This window comes from Burkholderia sp. MSMB1459WGS (assembly GCF_001534535.1).
GTDB lineage: Bacteria > Pseudomonadota > Gammaproteobacteria > Burkholderiales > Burkholderiaceae > Burkholderia.
On the sequence record NZ_LPMU01000033.1, the window covers coordinates 12,756 to 29,564 of the forward strand.

At 68.8% G+C, this 16,809-nt stretch carries 16 protein-coding genes and 1 riboswitch; all 16 genes read right to left on the reverse strand.

All coding sequences use genetic code 11. The features are described from left to right. Positions 1 to 62: 62 nt before the first annotated feature. Positions 63 to 893, reverse strand: a complete 831-nt coding sequence (gene metF, locus WT97_RS12890) for a methylenetetrahydrofolate reductase [NAD(P)H] (protein WP_060353566.1) — start codon at positions 891 to 893, stop codon at positions 63 to 65. A gap of 34 nt (positions 894 to 927) precedes the next feature. Then, on the reverse strand, positions 928 to 1,281 hold the full coding sequence (locus WT97_RS12895) for a phage holin family protein (protein ID WP_006477367.1): 354 nt from the start codon (positions 1,279 to 1,281) through the stop codon (positions 928 to 930). Positions 1,282 to 1,378: 97 nt separating this feature from the next. Further along, complete coding sequence (ahcY, locus tag WT97_RS12900) at positions 1,379 to 2,797, reverse strand: adenosylhomocysteinase (protein ID WP_060353567.1); 1,419 nt, start codon at positions 2,795 to 2,797, stop codon at positions 1,379 to 1,381. 32 nt (positions 2,798 to 2,829) lie between these two features. Next, positions 2,830 to 2,948, reverse strand: a riboswitch (S-adenosyl-L-homocysteine riboswitch). 97 nt (positions 2,949 to 3,045) lie between these two features. Further along, positions 3,046 to 3,780, reverse strand: a complete 735-nt coding sequence (locus WT97_RS12905) for an RNA polymerase sigma factor FliA (protein ID WP_059503301.1) — start codon at positions 3,778 to 3,780, stop codon at positions 3,046 to 3,048. A gap of 22 nt (positions 3,781 to 3,802) precedes the next feature. Then, complete coding sequence (locus WT97_RS12910) at positions 3,803 to 4,621, reverse strand: flagellar biosynthesis protein FlhG (protein WP_027806797.1); 819 nt, start codon at positions 4,619 to 4,621, stop codon at positions 3,803 to 3,805. Then, positions 4,614 to 6,437 carry a flagellar biosynthesis protein FlhF gene (gene flhF, locus WT97_RS12915; protein ID WP_060353568.1) on the reverse strand — a complete coding sequence of 608 codons (1,824 nt, stop codon included), beginning with the start codon at positions 6,435 to 6,437 and terminating at the stop codon, positions 4,614 to 4,616. The genes WT97_RS12910 and flhF overlap by 8 nt, the downstream gene beginning before the upstream one ends. After that, on the reverse strand, positions 6,434 to 8,536 hold the full coding sequence (gene flhA / locus WT97_RS12920; RefSeq protein ID WP_059790353.1) for a flagellar biosynthesis protein FlhA: 2,103 nt from the start codon (positions 8,534 to 8,536) through the stop codon (positions 6,434 to 6,436). Before flhA ends, flhF begins: the two co-directional genes overlap by 4 nt. Next, positions 8,533 to 9,732, reverse strand: a complete 1,200-nt coding sequence (gene flhB, locus WT97_RS12925) for a flagellar biosynthesis protein FlhB (RefSeq protein ID WP_059503295.1) — start codon at positions 9,730 to 9,732, stop codon at positions 8,533 to 8,535. Before flhB ends, flhA begins: the two co-directional genes overlap by 4 nt. Before the next feature lie 347 nt (positions 9,733 to 10,079). Further along, positions 10,080 to 10,586, reverse strand: a complete 507-nt coding sequence (locus WT97_RS12930; RefSeq protein WP_060353569.1) for a VOC family protein — start codon at positions 10,584 to 10,586, stop codon at positions 10,080 to 10,082. A gap of 163 nt (positions 10,587 to 10,749) precedes the next feature. Continuing rightward, complete coding sequence (locus tag WT97_RS12935; protein ID WP_059503291.1) at positions 10,750 to 11,985, reverse strand: DUF3443 family protein; 1,236 nt, start codon at positions 11,983 to 11,985, stop codon at positions 10,750 to 10,752. A gap of 16 nt (positions 11,986 to 12,001) precedes the next feature. Beyond that, positions 12,002 to 12,505, reverse strand: coding sequence for a DUF2844 domain-containing protein (locus tag WT97_RS12940; RefSeq protein ID WP_059503289.1), 504 nt, complete (start codon positions 12,503 to 12,505; stop codon positions 12,002 to 12,004). 258 nt (positions 12,506 to 12,763) lie between these two features. Beyond that, complete coding sequence (gene cheZ, locus WT97_RS12945; protein ID WP_059503287.1) at positions 12,764 to 13,495, reverse strand: protein phosphatase CheZ; 732 nt, start codon at positions 13,493 to 13,495, stop codon at positions 12,764 to 12,766. Between the two features lies 1 nt (position 13,496). Next, positions 13,497 to 13,892: a chemotaxis response regulator CheY gene (gene cheY / locus WT97_RS12950; protein ID WP_006754880.1), complete on the reverse strand. Its 396-nt coding sequence runs from the start codon at positions 13,890 to 13,892 to the stop codon at positions 13,497 to 13,499. A gap of 67 nt (positions 13,893 to 13,959) precedes the next feature. Beyond that, complete coding sequence (locus WT97_RS12955; protein WP_059503284.1) at positions 13,960 to 15,051, reverse strand: chemotaxis response regulator protein-glutamate methylesterase; 1,092 nt, start codon at positions 15,049 to 15,051, stop codon at positions 13,960 to 13,962. Further along, positions 15,048 to 15,824: a chemoreceptor glutamine deamidase CheD gene (gene cheD / locus WT97_RS12960; protein WP_060353570.1), complete on the reverse strand. Its 777-nt coding sequence runs from the start codon at positions 15,822 to 15,824 to the stop codon at positions 15,048 to 15,050. The genes WT97_RS12955 and cheD overlap by 4 nt, the downstream gene beginning before the upstream one ends. After that, complete coding sequence (locus WT97_RS12965) at positions 15,821 to 16,807, reverse strand: CheR family methyltransferase (RefSeq protein ID WP_060353571.1); 987 nt, start codon at positions 16,805 to 16,807, stop codon at positions 15,821 to 15,823. The genes cheD and WT97_RS12965 overlap by 4 nt, the downstream gene beginning before the upstream one ends. Between the last annotated feature and the right edge of the window lie 2 nt (positions 16,808 to 16,809).

Sequence of the window (16,809 nt, forward strand, 5' to 3'; positions counted from 1 at the left end):
TAAAAAAAGCCCCGTCGGCACGAACCGGCGGGGCCGTTGCGCATGCAACCGCGTGACGGCGCTTACACCGCGAGCCGTTCGCAGATCGTCCGCGTCGCGGCCGCTGCGTTCAGCGTGTAGAAGTGCAGCCCCGGCACGCCCGCGTCGATCAGGCGCTGGCACAGGCTCGTGACGACGTCCGCGCCGAACGCACGGATCGACTCGCGATCGTCGCCGAAGCTCTCGAGCCGGCGCGCGACCCAGCGCGGCACTTCGGCGCCGCACATCTCGGAGAAGCGCATCAGCTGCGAGAAGTTCGTGATCGGCATGATGCCCGGCACGATCGGCACGTCCACGCCCAGCTTGCGCGCATCGTCGACGAAGCGGAAATACGCATCCGCGTTGAAGAAATACTGCGTGATCGCGGAATTCGCGCCGGCTTTCACCTTGCGCGCGAAGTTCTCGAGATCGGCCTTCGGCGACCGCGATTGCGGGTGGTACTCCGGGTAGCCCGCGACCTCGATGTGGAACCAGTCGCCATGCTCGGCGCGGATGAAGCTGACGAGCTCGGACGCATAGCGCAGCTCGCCGACCGCGCCCATCCCCGACGGCAGGTCGCCGCGCAGCGCGACGATGTGCCGGATGCCGTGCGAGCGGTACTGGTCGAGAATCGCGCGCAGGCTGTCGCGCGACGAGCCGATGCACGACAGGTGCGGCGCGGCCTCGAGGCCGCCCTTCTGCATGTCGAGCACGGTATCGAGCGTGCCCTGCTGCGTCGATCCGCCGGCGCCGAACGTCACGGAGACGAATTTCGGCTTCAGCGGCAGCAACTGCGCGCGCGTGGCGCGCAGCTTCTCGACGCCGTCCGCCGTCTTCGGCGGGAAGAATTCAAACGAGAGTTCGATCGGTTTCATGATTCGATGGGGTTGGGCCCATGCCCGCCCGCCCTCAGCCGATGTCGCGCTGGCCGAAGATCAGGGCGGACAGCAGCCACGACACGATGCTGTACAGGATCGAACCGAAGAACGCGGACCAGAACCCCGACACCTCGAAGCCCTTCAGCAGCGACGACGCGAACCAGAAGCACAGCGCGTTCACGACGAGGATGAACACCCCGAGCGTGACGATCGTGACGGGCAGCGTCAGCAGGATCAACACCGGGCGGATCACCGTGTTGATCAGCCCGAGCACGACCGCGATGATCAGCGCGGTGCCGAAGCTCTTGATGTGGATCGACGGCACGAGGTACGTGATGATCAGCAACGCGAGCGCGTTGATGACCCAGGTGAGGATGACGCTCATGGAGTGCTCCGGTTCGGTTGTCGATCGGTACGATCGGTGAGCGCCGCCGCGCCGTGCGCCCCGCGGCGGGTACGCACGGCACGGCGGCGGACGCGCATCAGTAGCGGTAGTGGTTCGGCTTGAACGGGCCGTCCTTCTGCACGCCGATGTACGCAGCCTGCTCGTCCGACAGCACCGACAGGTTCGCGCCGATGCGTGCGAGGTGCAGGCGCGCGACCTTTTCATCGAGATGCTTCGGCAGCACGTACACCTTGTTCTCGTATTGATCGCCGCGCGTGAACAGCTCGATCTGCGCGAGCGTCTGGTTCGCGAACGAGTTCGACATCACGAACGACGGGTGGCCCGTCGCGCAGCCGAGGTTCACGAGGCGGCCTTCGGCCAGCAGGATGATCCGCTTGCCGTCCGGGAAGATGATGTGGTCGACCTGCGGCTTGATGTTTTCCCACTGGTACTGGCGCGTCGACGCGACGTCGATTTCGGAGTCGAAGTGGCCGATGTTGCAGACGATCGCGTTGTGACGCATCGCCTTCATGTGATCGTGGTTGATCACGTGGTAGTTGCCGGTCGCCGTCACGAAGATGTCGGCCTTGTCGGCCGCGTATTCCATCGTCACGACGCGGTAGCCTTCCATCGCCGCCTGCAGCGCGCAGATCGGATCGATTTCGGTGACCCACACGGTCGCGCCCAGGCCGCGCAGCGATTGCGCGCAACCCTTGCCCACGTCGCCGTAGCCCGCGACGACCGCGACCTTGCCCGCGATCATCACGTCGGTCGCGCGCTTGATGCCGTCGACGAGCGACTCGCGGCAGCCGTACAGGTTGTCGAACTTCGACTTCGTGACCGAATCGTTCACGTTGAACGCCGGGAACGGCAGGCGGCCGTCCTTTTCCATCTGGTACAGGCGATGCACGCCGGTCGTGGTCTCTTCGGTCACGCCCTTGATGTGCGCAAGGCGCTTCGAGTACCAGTTCGCGTCGACGTCGAGGTGCGCCGCGATCGACTTGTACAGCGCGACTTCTTCCTCGTTGGTCGGCTTCGCGATCACCGAACGGTCCTTCTCGGCCTTCGAGCCGAGGATCAGCAGCAGCGTGGCATCGCCGCCGTCGTCGAGGATCATGTTCGCGAATTCGCCGTTCGGCCATTCGAAGATGCGGTGCGAGAACTCCCAGTATTCGTCGAGCGATTCGCCCTTGAACGCGAACACCGGCGTGCCGGCTTCGACGATCGCGGCAGCAGCGTGGTCCTGCGTCGAGAAAATGTTGCACGATGCCCAGCGCACGTCCGCGCCGAGCGCCTTCAGCGTCTCGATCAGCACGCCCGTCTGGATCGTCATGTGCAGCGAGCCGGCAATGCGCGCGCCCTTCAGCGGCTGCTGCGCCTTGTATTCGTCGCGGATCTGCACGACGCCCGGCATTTCGGTCTCGGCGATGTTCAGTTCCTTGCGGCCCCAGCCGGCCAGCGCCATGTCGGCGACGACGTAATCGTGGGAAGCCTTGGAATCGATAATGGCGTTCATCACGCCCTCCTTTCTAAAAAGTTTCTAGATTGGTGACGTGAGCGCCGTTCAGGAAGCGGAGCCGACGCGGAAAAATCGCTGCACGGCTGCTTGGTGAAGCCTTCCGAGCCTGGCGGACGCTGGATGGTCCGTCGCAACGCTCCTCGGAAAACGGAGGGGATTGTAGCAAATCGGCGCGCGAAATGCGCAAGCGCCGGGCAACCGCGGCACGGGCGCGCGGCGTCGGCGCGCGCGGCCGCCCCAAAGGGTCAGGATTCGGCGCCGACCCACGCCTGTTCGCGCAGCCGCGCACGCAGGCGCGCGACGGCCTGGCTGTGCAACTGGCACACGCGCGATTCGCTCACCTCGAGCACCGCGCCGATCTCGCGCAGATTCAGACCCCGTTCGTAGTACAGCGACATCAGCAGCTTCTCGCGCTCCGGCAGCCGCTCGATCGCGTCGACCAGCGCCTCGCGCAGGTGCTCGTCGAGCAGCGCCGACAGCGGATCGGCGTGATCGACGCGATAGCGGTCGAGAAACGGCTCGTCGTCGGCCGCGCGGTCGAAATCCTCGTAGTAGATGAGCTGGCTGCCGTGCAGGTCCTGCAGCATCCCCTGGTATTCGTCGAGCGGCATGTTCAGGTGCTGCGCGATCTCGGTTTCGCTCGCCGAGCGGCCGAGGTGCTGCTCGACCTGGTGCACCGCGTGCTCGACCTCGCGCGACGTCTTGCGCAGGCTGCGCGGCAGCCAGTCGTTGCTGCGCAGCTCGTCGAGCATCGCGCCGCGGATGCGCTGCGTCGCGTAGGTTTCGAATTGCGCGCCCTGGTCTTCCTTGTAGCGGCCGGCCGCATCCATCAGGCCGATCATGCCGGCCTGGATCAGGTCGTCGAGATCGACGCTCGCCGGCATCTTCGCGACGAGCTGCAGCCCGAGGCGGCGCACGAGCGGCGCGTATTGCGCGAGCACGTCGGCCTGGGACATCTTTCCTTGAGCGTTGTACATCATGGCTCCCTCCTTCGGGTGGCGCTCACGCGGCGTGTGCCGCGCCCGCCTCGTACGACGGCTTGCCGCCGGCGTGGACCGCGCGGCCCGCGCCCGAACGCGGGCGCATCGGCCAGTACAACAGGTCGGCGGCAATCTGCCGGTAGTCGCGCGCGGCAGCCGACGACGGGAACGCGTCGACCACCGCATGCATCAGTTCGCGGGCGTGCTCGACGAGCGGATCGGCGCTCACGCAGCCGGCGTCGGCGATCGATACGGTCAGGTAGCGGCTCGCGACGCCCGCGAGGTTGTCGAAGGCCGTCTTCGCGTCCGCGTGGCTGCCGACCTGATTCGTCAGCACGCGGAACTGCGCGAACGCGTGCGCGAAATGCAGCCGCTTCATGCACGCGTACGCCTCGGTGATCGCCTGCGCGGCGACCCGCGTGACGACCAGCACGTCGTGTGCTTCGCGCGCGAGCGCCGAGAACGACCCGTCGGCACCGAGCTGCGCGTCGACGAGGACGATGTCGGCCGGGCCGTCGATGAAGTCGCTCAGTTGCGCGTCGCTGTAGCCGGCGCGCGCGAGCCGCGCGGCGCCGCACAGGCCGAAGCCGGCCGCCACCCGCGTGCGTTCGCCGTCGCGCAGCCACGCGCCGGCGAGCGTCGCGCTGGCCGAATGCACGTCGGCGCGCTCGTCGACGACGAGCACGTCCTTGCCGAGCGACGCGAGCGCCGCCGCGAGGTTCACCACGGTGGACGTGCAGCCGACGCCCGCCGGGCCGCCCGTCACCGCGACGATGCGCGACGCGCGCCCGGCCAGCAGGCGCCGCAGCCCTTCTGCCTGGTCGATGATCCGTTTATCCAAATCGCACCTCGTGCAGCTCGGCGGTGGAACGTGCGGTCAGTGCGGAAAGCAGCGTCGGCATGTCCTCGTCTTGCGGCACGAAGGGCGAGCCGTCGCGCGGCACACAGAACGCGCTCTTCAGCAGGAATCGGGTCGACGCGACGTACAGGTTCTCCGGCACCTTCTGGCCAGTCGACACGTAGTGGACCGGCAGCTTGTAGCGGATCACCGTGTCAAGCACGCCGCCGAGGTGGGTCGCCTCGTCGAGCTTCGTGAGAATGCAGCCGGCCAGGTCAGGCCCGGCCAGATCGGGGTGCTCGCCCGCGCTGCGGTACGCCTGCACGACTTCGTTCAGCGTGTCGCCGTGGCTCGTCGCGTTCAGCAGCAGCAGGCGCTGCACCGGCGCGTTCGCGCCGTGCAGCATCGCGATCTGGTCGGACACCGCGCGGTCGCGCTGGCTCATGCCGATCGTGTCGATCAGCACGATGTGCTTGTTGCGCAACTCGGACAGCGCGAGCGCGAGGTCGCCCGCATCCTTCACCGCGTGAACCGGCACGCCGAGAATCTTGCCGAAGATGCGCAGTTGCTCGTGGCCGCCGATCCGGTAGCTGTCGGTGGTCAGCAGCGCGACCTTGCTCGCGCCGAAGCGCATCACGCAGCGCGCGGCCAGCTTCGCGGTGGTGGTCGTCTTGCCGACGCCCGTCGGCCCCATCAGCGCGAACACGCCGCCGCGCTCCATCAGCGCGTCCTCGCTGTCGAGCACCGGCAGGTTCGACGCGAGCACCGACTGCGCCCATTCGGCGGCCTGCTCGAAAGTCTGCGCGCCGTCGCCGGACGGCAGGTTGTCGACCAGCATCCGCACGAGCTGCGCGGAGAAGCCGGCCGCGAACAGGTGCTTCGTCAGCGCGCCGTGGACGGCGCTGCGACGCTGGCGGTCGTGCCACATCAGGCTGTCGAACTGCTCCGTCATCATCCCGCGCAGCTCGCCGAGCTCCTGCATCACGGTGTCGTTGACGATCCGCTCGATGCGCGACTTCACCGCATCGGCTACCGCGGCGGCCGTGTCCGCGGACAGGCGCGTGCGCTCCGTCGCCTTGCCGGCGTATGCGCCCATGTCGGAGGCGCGCTTCGTGGCGGCCGGCGATCCGGCGGCCGGCGCTCCGGCGGCCGGCATCCGGCGTTCCGCGTCGCGCACGATGTCGCGCGCCCAGTCGTGCGGCGTCGCGCCGGCCGCGGCTTGCGGCGCGGGCGCGCCCGCCCGCGGCTCGGCCGGCGCCTGCGCGCGGGCCATCAGCGCGTCGCGCTGCTGCGTCAGGCGCTTCGCGTGCTCGACCAGCCACGGCGCGGGCTCGGAAGTGGCGGCCGGGGCGCCGGCGGCCGGCGTACCGGCAGCGGGCGTACCGGCAGCGGGCGCACCGGCCGTCGCCGCCGCGATCGAAGACGCTGCCGCCGGCTCGTCGGCATCGATCGACGAAGCGTGCACGTCGGCCTCTTGCGCGTCGGCGCTCGCGCCGAACACGGACGAGAACACGTCCGGCAGCCCGCCTGCGCCTGCCGCATACGGATTGACGGCCGGGCGCGGCGCCATGCCCGGGCGCGATACGATGCCCGGCACGGCGGCGGCCGGCACGGATTCCGGCTGGCGCGACGTCGCGAGACGCGGACGCGCGGCCGGCGGCGCCACCGCGGCGAGATCCGAATCGGCGAGTGCAACGATTTCGACGCTGCCGTCATCGAGCGTGCGGTTCGACAGTACGACCGCGTCGGCGCCGAGCGCCTCGCGCACGAGACGAAGTGCGTCGCGGCTCGTTGCGCCGGTGAATTTGCGAATGTTCAAGCGGAACCCCCGATGACGTTAACGACTTTGATCGTGCGCGTGTCCGGCACTTCGGCATACGACAGCACTTTCAATTGCGGCAGGCTGCGGCGCAGGAAACGCGCGAGCATCGCGCGCAGTGCGTGCTGCACGAGCAGCACGGGCGGCAGCCCGAGATTCTGTTGACGCAGCATCGCCTGCTGCGTGCCGGTCAGTAGGTTGTGCGCGAGGCCGGGTTCGAGGCCCGGGTTCGCGCCGGTGGCGAGCGCCTGCGACAGCACGCGCTCCAGATTCGCGTCGAGGCCCATCACCTGCATTTCGCCGTTGCCCGGATACCACTGCTGCGTGATCGCGCGGCCGAGCGAGAGCCGCACCGCGGCCGTGATCTCGTACGCGTCGCCGCGGCCCGCATGCTCGGACACGGCCTCGAGGATCGTGCGCATGTCGCGGATCGGTACGCCTTCCTCGAGCAGGTTCTGCAGCACCTTCTGCAGCGTGGTGAGCGAGATCGTCTTCGGCACGAGGTCCTCGACGAGCGACGGCGCGTCCTTGCCGGTGCGCTCGACGAGCGCCTGCACTTCCTGGCGGCCGAGCAGCTCGGCCGCATGCTGGACGACGAGATGGTTCAGGTGCGTCGCGACGACCGTGCTCGCGTCGACCACCGTGTAGCCGTACACCTGCGCCTGCTCGCGCAGCGCGACGTCGATCCACACGGCCGGCAGCCCGAACGCGGGATCCTGCGTGACGGCGCCCGGCAGCGCGGCCGTCACCTGGCCCGGGTTGATCGCGAGCCACTGGCCCGGGAACACTTCGCCGACGCCGATCTCGACGCCCTTCAGCGCGATCCGGTACGCGTTCGGCCGCAGTTCGAGGTTGTCGCGGATATGGATCACCGGCGGCAGGAAGCCGATTTCCTGCGCGAATTTCTTGCGGATGCTCTTGATGCGCTTGAGCAGCTCGCCGTCGCTGTTCTTGTCGACGAGCGGAATCAGCCGGTAGCCGACTTCGAGACCGAGCGGGTCGATCAGCTGCACGTCGTCCCACGTCGCTTCGTGGCTGTCGGCCGGCAGCACGGCGGGCGGCGCGATGTCGGTCACGTCGCCGGCCGCCTTGCGGGCCGCCGCGCGCCTCGTCTGCGTGCGCGCCAGCCAGATCGCGCCGCCGCCGAGCGCGAGGAACGCGAAGTGCGGCATCCCGGGGATCAGCCCCATCAGCGCGATGATCGCGCCGGTGATGTTCAGCACGCGCGGGTTCGTGAACAACTGGCCGGTGATCTGCGTGCCGATGTCCTCGTCGGTCGCGACGCGCGACACGATCACGCCGGCCGCGGTCGAGATCACGAGCGACGGGATCTGCGCGACGAGGCCGTCGCCGATCGTCAGCAGCGTGTAGTTGGTGCCGGCCGCGGCGAACGACATGTCGTGCTGGACCATCCCGACGATCAGCCCGCCGATCACGTTGATCGCCATGATGATCAGGCCGGCGATCGCGTCGCCGCGCACGAACTTCGACGCGCCGTCCATCGACCCGTAGAACTCGGCTTCCTGCGATACCGCGAGGCGCCGCTTGCGCGCCTGTTCCTCGTTGATGAGGCCCGCGTTCAGGTCGGCGTCGATCGCCATCTGCTTGCCGGGCATCGCGTCGAGCGTGAAACGCGCGGACACTTCGGCGATCCGCCCCGCGCCCTTCGTGATCACCATGAAGTTGATGATCATCAGGATCACGAACACGACGATGCCGACCGCGAAGTTGCCGCCGACGAGGAAGTGGCCGAACGCCTCGATCACCTGGCCGGCCGCGTCCGGCCCGGTGTGCCCTTCGAGCAGCACGACGCGCGTCGACGCGACGTTCAGCGACAGGCGCAGGAGCGTCGAGAACAGCAGCACGCTCGGGAACGCCGCGAAGTCGAGCGGCTTCATCGTGTACATGCTGACGAGCAGCACCATCACGGACAGCGCGATGTTGAACGTGAACAGCAGATCCAGCAGCATCGGCGGCAGCGGCAGGATCATCATCCCCAGGATCATGCAGATGAGGATCGGGCCCGCGAGCGCGCGCAGGTTCGTGCCCGCGAACGGGTTCGCGCGCTTCGCGAACAGGCCGGTGGTCGGGGTGCTCATGCTGCGCTCCCTTGCTTGCCGAGCGTGTCTTCGGCTTCTTCGCGCTCGTCGTCGGCGGACACCGACGCGCCCTTGTCGAGTTCGGCCGGCACGTCGAGATCGACCGGCACCGCCGGGAACGCGCCGCCTTCCGAACGGAAGCGCTTGAGCTGGTACACCCACGCGAGCACTTCGGCGACCGCCGAGTACAGCGAACCGGGGATCTCGCGCTCGAGTTCGACGTTGTGATACAGCGCACGCGCGAGCGGCGGCGCTTCGAGCAGCGGCACGTTGTGTTCGGCCGCGAGCTCGCGGATGCGCGCGGCGACGAGGTTCACGCCCTTCGCGACGACCTTCGGCGCGCGCATCTCGCCGTCCGTGTATTGCAGCGCGACCGCGAAGTGCGTCGGGTTCGTGACCACCACGTCGGCCTTCGGCACGGCCGCCATCATCCGGCGGCGCGCGATTGCGCGCTGCTGCTGGCGGATTCGCCCCTTCACGTGCGGATCGCCTTCGTTCTCGCGATGCTCGCGCTTCACTTCTTCCTTCGTCATGCGCAACTTCTTGTTGTACTGCCAGAGTTGGTAAGGCACGTCGAGCCCGGCGACCACCAGCATCCCGGCGACCGTCGTGCCGCAGCACACGGCGACCAGATGCAGCGCATCGGGCAGCGCGGCGCCGAGCGGCTGCGTCGCGAGACCGAGCAGTTCGTCCTTGCTGCGCCAGATCGCGATGCCGCCGATCCCGCCGACGACGAGCGTCTTCGCGACCGACATCCCGAGCTGGATCGGCCCCTGGATCGAGAAGATCCGGCCGAGGCCCGAGATCGGGTTCAGGCGGTCGAACTTCAGCTCGAACGTCTTTGGCGAAATCAGCCAGCCGCCGAGCGCCATCGGCGCGAGCAGCGCGGCGACGCCGGTGAGCGCGAGCAGCGGCAGCAGCGCGGCGAAGCCTTCGAGGCTCGCGCTGCCGGCCGCCGACAGCATCCGGTTGGTGTCGAACGCGGTCGCGCGATCGAAGGTGAACGCGCCGCGCAGCATCGCCTGCAGGTGCCCGCCCGACGGACCCGCGAGCAGCCATGCGCCGTAGAACCCCGCCGCGAGCAGCGCGAACGAAGCCAGTTCGCGCGAACGCGCGACCTGCCCCTCCTCGCGCGCCTTCTCGCGGCGCCTGGGAGTGGCGGCTTCGGTCTTGTCGAGATCGCTCTCGTCTGCCACGGGGCCTCCGGTCGGGTACGGCGGAATGCCGCTTTCCAGTGACACCGATTATTCATGGAGGCGTCAAACGCCGATCGGTCGAGCAAAGCCGGGAAAGGGGGGTATTTCGGGCAATCGGGCGAGCCGCCGCAAACGCTGTCGGATCGGGGCGGAACGATGCGACGCGGGGCGGAAAACGGTCCGGTCGGTGCATGGGCGAAGCGGCGGTCGCAACCGGGACGGCCGCGGCGTAATGCGAGGGGGAAAGGTGAAACGACGGGGGAAAGATCGGGGGAAACGGGGCCAGACGCAAGGGAGTCGGGAGTCGGGACAGGCCGGCGGCCGCCGGCCCGAACGACCTGAGCGGCCTAAGCGGATTCGCCTGCCGCCGCCCGCTGCAGCGCGCCGAGATCGAGCTTCTTCATCGTCATCACCTGCGCCATCACGCGCTCGGCGCGGGCCGGGTCGCCCGTCATCAGTTCGGCCATCTGCACGGGCACGACCTGCCACGATACGCCGAAGCGGTCGCGCAGCCAGCCGCATTGCTGCGCGCGCTCGTCGCCGCCTTCGGACAGGCGCGCCCAGTAATGGTCGATCTCGTCCTGGTCGCGGCAGTTGACGACGAACGACACGGCCGGCGTCATCTGGAACGCGGGGCCGCCGTTCAACGCGACGAACGCCTGCCCGTCGAGCTCGAACGCAACGGTCATCACCGCGCCCTCGGCGTTGCCGGACGCGTGCGCGCCGGCCTTGCCGTAGCGCGCGACGTGCACGATACGCGCGTTGTCGAACACCGATACGTAGAAATCGGCCGCCGCCTCGGCGTCGCGGTCGAACCACAGGAACGGCGTGATGCGCTGGATACGCGGGTTCATGGCGTTGTCTCCTCGATGTCGTGCCGGCACCGGTGCCGGTCTTACATCGTAGGCGCTATGCCGGCGTCTGGCAGCGATCCGGTCCGTAGCGCACGCCCGGCGCATCGGAATAAAAAAGGGGGCGATCGCTCGCCCCCTCGTTGCTGCGTCCGGCCGTGCCGCGTCAGAACGCGACGAACGGCTGCGCGCCGCCGCTCGCGGTCTTGTCCATCCCGAAGTAGATCGTCTTGCCGTAGAAGTGCGGCATGCCGATGTCGAGCCAGCTGGACGAGCCGAACGGGCCCGCGATGTCGTTGAACGCGAACGTCGACGGGTTCGCGAACAGCGCATCCGCGTTCGCGACCGTCATCGACACGGTGCCCGACGCGCCGTTCTGGCCGCTCAGCGTGGCCGAGTAGGGCGTCGTGGCCGACGGGCAGTAGAACTGCGTATTCCTCGAACAGACCGTCTGCGAATCGTTGAAGAAATACGCGTTCGAGCCCGTATCGAAGAACGCGGTCACGTTGCGCCCCTGGAACGTCGCGCTGACGTCGCCGGTCGTGGTCGACGTCATCACCGTCTTGCCGCTCAGGCTCGGCAGGCCGAACGTCAGCGTGCCGGTTGCGCTCGCCTGCCCGCTGGACGAGATGTCGGGCATCTGCACGCTCACGCCGTCGTTGTTCGCGAACCGATGCACCGGGTTGGCCACCTGCTGCGCGAGCGGCACGAGCGCGACCGTGCAGCTCGCGTTGTCGCCGTTCGGGCACGCGTAGTAGTTGTTGCTCGTCGACGTCGACGTCGCGCAGGTCGTGCCGCAGTCGTACGGCGCCGGCCCGATGCCGAGGATCCCGTTCGCGCCGAGCGCGCCGGTCGAGTTGGCCGACGCGCCGCCGTTCGTGCACGAGCTCGGCACGTTCGTCGTGCCGAGGTCGCCGATGATCTGCACGGGCAGCGAGCTCGCCTGCTCGGCGCCGATCGACAGGTCGACGGTGCGCACCGACCCCCACGTGTAGCTCGACACGAACTTGCCGCATTCGGCGACCGGCGCGCCGCCGCTCGTCACCTGCGGCAGGCTGTCGTGCACGCCCGCCACCGCGCTGCCTACGAGCCGCAGCCCGTAGGACGCGGTATCGACGAGCACGTTGTTGACGATCTGGCAGTTCGACGTGCCCGGCACGCAGACCTTCACGCTGATGGTCGGGATGTTGATCACGTTCGCGGCGCCCGCGCCGACCGTGATGACGGCCGTGTTGCCGCTGTTGCCGTCGGATCCGCCCGAGCCGTTGCCGCCCGTGTTGCCGTTGTTGGCCGAACCGCCACCGCCGCCGTCGCCGCCGCCGCATGCCGTCACGAGCACGGCCGTTGCGGCCAGGAGGCCCAGCACGCCGAGCCAGCGCTTGAATGTACGAGGAATGCTCAAGATCGCTCTCCCGCTGTCACTGGATATCGGTGCCGGCCACGCCGGCCGGCAGCGCCGACGGCAGCCATGCCTGGCCGGAGAAGGCGCCCATGTGGCCGCCCGTCCGGATCACGAGGCCGCTCGTTTCGACGGCCACCGGTGCGCGCCAGCCGCGCGCCCGGTGCGCCGCCTGGACGCCGGCGGTGTACTGCGGGAAATAGCTGCCGAGCAGCGACGCGAGATCCGGCATCGTCGGCCCGCGCCACGCGAGGCCGAACACGCTGCCGGCGGCCGACGTGTATTCGTGGATGACGGTGCCCGATCCGAGCGTGATCTCGCGGACGGTATAGGCGGCCGTGCTCGTCTGCACGCCGTCCGCCGAGCGCATCGCGCGCTGCAGCGCACGCACGGTGGCGGCCTGATCGTCCGCCGGCGGCGACATCGGCGCGCCGCCCAGTTCCGCGTGTGCGTGGACGGCCCACAGCACACCCATTGCAGCCGTCGCATGCGCGACGGTCCAGCCCAAGCGTTTCAGCTTCACGTTCCCCCCCACGGGACTGGCTTCGTTGCCGACGGCGCCGCCATCGGCCCACGCCGCCTGCCAACTTATCAATCTTACGGATGACGCTACGTTGCTGCTGACGCGTAGTATGCCTGCGGAGTGTGGCGAAGTGTCAATTCGACGCAGGATCGCGCCGCGCCGCGCAGGGGCGGCGCGCACGGGAAAACGAGGCGGGGACGGAGAATGTGCGCATCGGACGGCCCGCGGAACGGGGTGCGCGGATGCGCCGCGGCAGGATCAGAAGCCGAGGCTCGCGAGCAGGTCGTCGACCTGCCCCTGATCCTGGACGACGTCGGATTTGCCTTCCGGCGCGATCTGCGGGCCGTTCAGCAGCGATTCGGGGCTGCCGGTCGCGCTCATTTGCTCGGCCGCGAGCGCGGCCGCGGTGGCCGCGAACTGCTCGCGCCGCTCCGGCGCGATGTTCTCGACGAGCACGGTGAGGAGCTGCTGCTCGATCAGGTAGACCATGTCCATGATCTTCTTGATCACCTGCCCGGTCAGATCCTGGAAATCCTGCGCGAGCATGATCTCGAGGAGTTGCGCGCGGGTCGCCGACGTCGACTCGGGCAACGTGCGCAGGAACGCGCGCGTATCGTCCATCAGCTCGCGCACTTCCGCGTGCTCGATCGGTGCGGCGTACCACTGCGCCCAGCGTGCGTCAAGCGCCTCGGCCTCGTTCTGGATGCGCTCCTGCATCGGCTTCGCGACCTCGATCGCATTCAGCACGCGCACCGCGGCCTGCTCGGTCATCGTCGCGACGTAGCGCAGCCGATCGCGCGCATCGGGCACGGCCTCCGCCGCACGCTCGACGTGCTTGTCGAGCCCGAGCTCGCGCATCGAATCGCGCAGCGTGCGCGTGACGTGGCCGATGCGCGCGAGAATGCGGTCGCTCGGGAAGTCGGCGCCTTCTGGATGGCTGTCGGCGCTGAACCCCGCGCCGGCGAGCGCCGCATGGATCGGCTCGTTCACGTCAGCTCCCGGCTTTCGCCATCTTGTCGATGATCTTGTTCAGCTTCTCGTCGAGCGTCGCGGCCGTGAACGGTTTCACGACGTAGCCGCTCGCGCCGGCCTGCGCGGCCGCGATGATGTTCTCCTTCTTCGACTCGGCCGTGACCATCAGCACCGGCAGGTGCGTGAGCGTCGCGTCGGCGCGGATTTCCTTCAGCATCGCGAGGCCGTCGAGGTTCGGCATGTTCCAGTCGGAGATCACGAAGTCGAAGCCGCCGCCGCGCAGCCGCGCGAGGCCGGCCGCGCCGTCCTCGGCTTCGTCGACGTTCGTGTAGCCCAGTTCCTTGAGCAGGTTGCGGACGATCCGGCGCATCGTCGGGAAATCGTCCACCACCAGGATTTTCATGCTCTTGTCCATCGTCGTTCCTTTCCAGATTCGTTTCCGTCGGGACGCGTATCGTGGCACGCGCCCCGTGACATTCCCTTCACACGCGCTGCACGCGGTCGCCCATCGTCGCCAGGCGCGCCATCACGCGGCGGCTCATGTCGGCGAGCGGCGCGATCTCGTCCGCGCCGCCGAGCGCGATCGCCTCGCGCGGCATCCCGAACACGATGCAGCTCGCTTCGTCCTGCGCGAACGTGTGAGCGCCCGCGCGTTTCATTTCCAGCAGACCGGCCGCGCCGTCGCGGCCCATCCCGGTGAGGATCACGCCGATCGCGTTCTTGCCCGCGTGCGTCGCCGCCGAGCGGAACAGCACGTCGACCGACGGGCGGTGCCGGTTCACCGGCGGCTCGTCCGACAGTTGCGCAATATAGTTCGCGCCGCTTCTCGCGAGCAACAGGTGCGCGTGGCCCGGCGCGATGTACGCATGGCCCGGCAGCACGCGTTCGCCGTGCTCGGCTTCCTTCACCGCGATCCGGCACAGGCCGTTCAGCCGCTGCGCGAACGACTTCGTGAAGCCCGGCGGCATGTGCTGCGCGATCAGCACGGCCGGCGCATCGGGCGGCAGCGGCGTCAGCACTTCGCGAATCGCCTCGGTGCCGCCCGTCGACGCGCCGATGATGATCAGCTTCTCGGTACTGACGAGCGGGTTGTTGATCATCGGCGCGGCCGCGGCGCTGTCCGCCGTGCGGGCGGCGGCCTGCGGCTGCGGCGCCTGGCGCACGCGCGCGCGCGACGCCGCGCGGATCTTGTCGGCGAGCTTTTCCGCGTAGTCGAGCATCCCGTCGCGAATCCCGACGCGCGGCTTCGTGACGAAATCCACCGCGCCGAGTTCGAGCGCGCGCAGCGTGATTTCCGAACCGCGCTCGGTCAGCGACGACACCATCACGACCGGCATCGGCCGCAGGCGCATCAGTTTCTCGAGGAAGTCGAGCCCGTCCATGCGCGGCATTTCGACGTCGAGCGTGAGCACGTCGGGGTTGTGCTGCTTGATGAGCTCGCGCGCGACGAGCGGGTCGGGCGCGGTCGCGCACACCGTCATGTCGGGCTGGCTGTTGATGATCTCGGTCATCAGGCTGCGGATCAGCGCCGAATCGTCGACGCACAACACTTTGATCTTCTGCACTGCGGTCATGCCTCCTGCTTTCTTGATAGGGTCGCCGCGTACGGGGCGCCCGGGCTCCCGGCATGCGGGTTCGCCGTCCGCGCGCCGCCGCCACTGCCGGCCGGTGCGGCGCCGCGCGCGCCGAACAGCTCGATGCGCGGGCGCGCCGGTTGCGGCGCCGCCGGCCGCTTCGCGGCGGCGAACAGCTCGACGTGCGCGCGCGTGCGCGCGGCGCGGGCGCGATCGGCCTCGCGCGCGAGCGCGGCTTCGCGCTCAGTCACGCCCGGCACCTGCAGCCGCAGCTTCTTCACCATCGCGCGCCCGCTGTGCGGCATGAACGCGACCTTGCGCGGATGCACGCCCTGCAGGTCTTCCGCGGTGATGCGGATGCGCTCGAGCGCGAGATAGCGGCGCACGAAATCCGCGTTGCGATCGCCGATGTTGATCGTCGTCATCCCGGCCAGCACGGCCGCGCCGCCGAACACCTTCGCCTCGATGCGCTCGCGGCGCCCGCCGGCCTTGATCAGCTCGTTGATCAGCACTTCCATCGCATACGCGCCGTAGCGCATCGATTCCGACGCGGCCGCGCCCGGATCGGCGCCGTCGTCCGGCAGCATGAAGTGGTTCATCCCGCCGATGCCCGCGTACGGGTCGTGCAGGCACGCGGCGACGCACGAGCCGAGCACGGTCATCAGCACCATGTCCTCGGCCGTCGTGTAGAACTCGTTCGGCAACAGCTTCACGCCGGGGCGCTCGAAGTGGTTGTCGAAGTAGCGATTGGTCGCGATCGGCAGTGCGCTCATCCGCGCTCTCCATAGGCGAGCGCACCGCCCGCGGCCCGCGCGCGCGACGGCATCGCGCTCGCCGCGCTCGCCTGCGCGCCGCGCGGCCGTGCGCTCTGCGCGGCGTCGCGCGTCAGTTCGTACACCGTCTGCCCGCGCAGCCGGAACGCCTGCGTCACGTACGTGAAGTTCTCCGAATGGCCGGCGAACAGCAGCCCGCCCGGCTTCACGAGCGGCTCGAAGCGCGACAGCACCTGCCCCTGCGTCGGCTTGTCGAAATAGATCATCACGTTGCGGCAGAAGATCGCGTCGAACGGCTTCGCGATCCCGTAATCCGCATCGGTCAGGTTCAACTGTTCGAAGCGGATCATCGCGCGCAGCTCGGGGCGCACCTTCACGCGGCCGGCCTGCGCGCCCGTGCCCTTCAGGAAGAAGCGCTTCAGCCGCTCCGGCGACAGGTGCTTGACCTGGTCGTACGTGTAGATGCCGGCTTCGGCCTTCGCGAGCACCTGCGTGTCGAGATCGGTCGCGAGGATCGACGCGCTGCGCGCAGCCGTTTCGCCGAGCGCCTCGATCAGCGTGATCGCGATCGAGTACGGCTCCTCGCCGGTCGACGCCGCCGAGCACCAGACCGATACCGGCGCCGGCCGCGATTTCACGAACTCGGACAGGATCGGGAAATGGTGCGACTCGCGGAAAAACGCGGTCAGGTTGGTCGTCAGCGCGTTGGTGAACGCTTCCCACTCGAGCGGATCGTCTTCCTGCTCGAGCAGGTCGAGGTAGTCGCGAAACGTGTCGAGGCCGCGCGCCCGCAGCCGTCGCGCGAGACGGCTGTAGGCCATGTCGCGCTTGTGCTCGGACAGCGAGATGCCCGCGCGTTGGTGGATCAGCGCGCGGATGCGGGCGAAATCCGCGCCGGTGAACGCGAAGTCGCGCCCCGGCTCGCCCGCGCGAGGCGAGGCATCCGGTGCATCGGGTCGAAACGGCGCGCGCGCGTGCGACATGG

Bases quoted from the DNA above. Each gene is read 5' to 3' on its own strand.
- metF (WP_060353566.1), bottom strand. From the start codon at position 893: ATGAAACCGATCGAACTCTCGTTTGAATTCTTCCCGCCGAAGACGGCG.
- WT97_RS12895 (WP_006477367.1), bottom strand. From the start codon at position 1,281: ATGAGCGTCATCCTCACCTGGGTCATCAACGCGCTCGCGTTGCTGATC.
- ahcY (WP_060353567.1), bottom strand. From the start codon at position 2,797: ATGAACGCCATTATCGATTCCAAGGCTTCCCACGATTACGTCGTCGCC.
- WT97_RS12905 (WP_059503301.1), bottom strand. From the start codon at position 3,780: ATGATGTACAACGCTCAAGGAAAGATGTCCCAGGCCGACGTGCTCGCG.
- flhA (WP_059790353.1), bottom strand. From the start codon at position 8,536: ATGAGCACCCCGACCACCGGCCTGTTCGCGAAGCGCGCGAACCCGTTC.
- WT97_RS12930 (WP_060353569.1), bottom strand. From the start codon at position 10,586: ATGAACCCGCGTATCCAGCGCATCACGCCGTTCCTGTGGTTCGACCGC.
- cheY (WP_006754880.1), bottom strand. From the start codon at position 13,892: ATGGACAAGAGCATGAAAATCCTGGTGGTGGACGATTTCCCGACGATG.
- WT97_RS12955 (WP_059503284.1), bottom strand. From the start codon at position 15,051: ATGACCGCAGTGCAGAAGATCAAAGTGTTGTGCGTCGACGATTCGGCG.
- cheD (WP_060353570.1), bottom strand. From the start codon at position 15,824: ATGAGCGCACTGCCGATCGCGACCAATCGCTACTTCGACAACCACTTC.
- WT97_RS12965 (WP_060353571.1), bottom strand. From the start codon at position 16,807: ATGTCGCACGCGCGCGCGCCGTTTCGACCCGATGCACCGGATGCCTCG.